General features: G+C 63.1%; 3 protein-coding genes. 1 reads left to right on the forward strand and 2 read right to left on the reverse strand.

Going from position 1 to position 2619, the window contains the following annotated elements; translation table 11 throughout:
* Positions 1 to 181 (forward strand): NAD(P)(+) transhydrogenase (Re/Si-specific) subunit beta (locus EN964_RS31375; RefSeq protein ID WP_164776136.1); only part of this gene is annotated, 181 nt, incomplete at its 5' end.
* Positions 182 to 258: 77 nt separating this feature from the next.
* Here EN964_RS31375 and EN964_RS31380 read toward each other — a convergent pair.
* Positions 259 to 1176, reverse strand: coding sequence for a hypothetical protein (locus EN964_RS31380; protein WP_127272751.1), 918 nt, complete (start codon positions 1174 to 1176; stop codon positions 259 to 261).
* Positions 1177 to 1408: 232 nt separating this feature from the next.
* Positions 1409 to 2619: toprim domain-containing protein (locus EN964_RS31385; protein ID WP_245490705.1), on the reverse strand; the 1211-nt coding region annotated here is incomplete at its 5' end.

A 2619-nucleotide genomic window follows, 5' to 3' on the forward strand; every position in this document is an offset into this window, starting at 1 on the left:
GATCTACGGCATGCCGATCCTCGATGTCGACAAGGCCCGCACCTGCCTGTTCGTCAAGCGCTCGCTCGGCTCCGGCTATGCCGGCATCGACAACACGCTGTTCTACAAGGACGGCACCATGATGCTGCTCGGCGACGCCAAGAAGATGACCGAGGAAATCGTCAAGGCCATGGATCACTGATTTCGCCACGGCGCGACTGACCCAAACACAAAAGCCCGGCGCAAGGCCGGGCTTTTGCTTTTCAATGCTGAGCCGCTTCAGCGGCTGGTGAGAAAAACCGCTTCCTCATCGTCGCGCTGCCTGCCCCCAAGGGCCGCGGCAGCACTGGCGATGAAGGCGCCGATGGCCAGCGACAGCGCACCAAGGAGCGCAAAGGTAGCGCCAGCCTTCCTGGCGGTGTCGGCAGCCTCCTGCGCCTTGACCTTGGCGTCCTGAGCCCTGGCGATGATCGCATCCACCCGCGCCTTGGCATCTGCTTCCGAAAGACCGGTGCGAGCGGCGACGAGTTGCGACAGATAGGCCTTGTCGTCTGCCGAAACCTCGCCTGCCGCCGCACCGGCGATTAGGATGCGCGAGGCCTGCCCGGTCGCGGCGGTATCGCTGTCCGGATTGGCGGCAGCCAGCCTGCCCGGATCGGCCGGACGGAACAGTGAATCCACAAGGTAGGATGTCGCATTGTCGACCGATGCGCTGCCGGCATTGGCCGAAGCCCCCGCCGATGCACCCATGGCAGCGCCAGATGCGACGGTGGACACCGCTTGCACGCCTGAACCGATCGCTGCGGAAAGGGCGGAGCCAAGCACGCCGACGACGAGCAAAGTGGCCAGCGCCCAGGCAAGAAAGCCGTGTGCGGTGTCCCGGAAATAGACCTCATCGGTGTGGATGCCGACCCATTTGGTGCGCAGCCGCCCGGCAAGATAGCCTCCGACACCAGAGGACAGCCATTGCACGATGACAAGCCAGACGGCGGTGGACGCCGCGAAAGTGGTGACAGATGCGCCGGATCCCGACCATGGCGACACCATGGTCAATCCCAGCCCCGAACCGAGCAGCATGAGGATGAAGGTCAACGTCGAAGCCGCGAAGGCACCGGCGATGATCGGTCCCCAACTGACGGCGGTGGAGGAGGATTCTGTTGAAGTGGAAACGTCGACAGCCGATAGGGTGGACTGCATGGAAGCCCCCTACCGTACGAACAGCATGATCAGAATGATGATCGGGATCGGAATACCGAGCAACCAGAGCAAAATGCCGCGTCCCATGAAGGCCTCCTGTAAGAAATTGTGATCGATGTTGTCACAATGTCCCGCAGGGACTTCCGTTCCGGGGCGTTGTAAAATGATTCTGTTGCCGCCGGTGGAACAATTGGCGCGCCGCAGCGCGCCAATTCAGAATTTAACGTCCGGATCAGATATCCAGATTGGCGACCGACAGCGCGTTGTCCTGGATGAACTCGCGCCTGGGTTCGACCTCGTCGCCCATCAGCCTCGAAAATAGTGAATCCGCGTCGGTCGCGTCATTGACCTTGACCTGCAGCAGCGAGCGCACATTCGGGTCAAGCGTGGTTTCCCACAGCTGTTCGGCGTTCATCTCGCCGAGACCCTTGTAGCGCTGCATTGTCAGGCCCTTGCGGCCGGTCGCAAAGACCGCATTGAGCATCGCCAAGGGCCCCGAAATCGTTTCGGAGACATCCTTGCGGCGCAGCACCGGCGGCGACCCGTAGACCTCGCTGAGGCGCTGTGCGTAGCGGTCGAGCTGGCGTGCGTCGGCCGAATTGATCAGCGCCAGGTCGAGATGCGCGTATTCCTTGACGCTGCGCACCGTGCGCTCGAACACATAGCCGCCGACACCCTCGTTTGAGGTCGACATGCGGCCCGTCCAGCCGCGCTCGGTGTCCTCGGCAATGATGTCGAGGCGTTTTGCAATCCGCTCCGCCATGTCGTTGGCTCGGCCGAGATCGGTGAACACGTCCGGGTTGAGCCCGCCGGCGATCGCCGCCTGCTCGACCACGCCTCTGTTGTAGCGCGTGTGCAGGCCGTTGATCAGCTGGCGCACCGCCAGTGCGTCGTCGATGGCTCCGCGCAGGTCCTGTCCGATGCGAACCTCGCCCGAGCCGAGCGTAAGCGATGCTTCCTCCAGTCCCGAGCCGATCAGGAACTCCTCGAACGCGCTCTCGTCCTTGATGTATTGCGAGCTCTTGCCGCGCGTCACCTTGTAGAGCGGCGGCTGGGCGATGTAGAGATGGCCGCGCTCGATCAGCTCCGGCATCTGCCGGAAGAAGAAGGTCAGCAGCAAGGTTCTGATATGGGCGCCGTCGACGTCGGCGTCGGTCATCAGGATGATCTTGTGGTAGCGCAGCTTGTCGGCGTTGAACTCGTCCTTGCCGATCGAGGTGCCGAGCGCCGTGATCAGCGTGCCGATCATGTCGGAGCCGAGCATGCGGTCGAAGCGCGCCCGCTCGACATTGAGGATCTTGCCGCGCAACGGCAGGATCGCCTGGTTCTGGCGCGAACGCCCACCTTTGGCCGAGCCGCCGGCGGAGTCACCCTCGACGATGAAGATTTCGGACTTCGCCGGGTCGCGTTCCTGGCAGTCGGCCAGTTTGCCGGGCAGGGAAG

Origin of the sequence: Mesorhizobium sp. M7A.F.Ca.CA.001.10.2.1 (assembly GCF_003998575.1) — a bacterium.
In the GTDB taxonomy this organism is placed as follows: domain Bacteria; phylum Pseudomonadota; class Alphaproteobacteria; order Rhizobiales; family Rhizobiaceae; genus Mesorhizobium.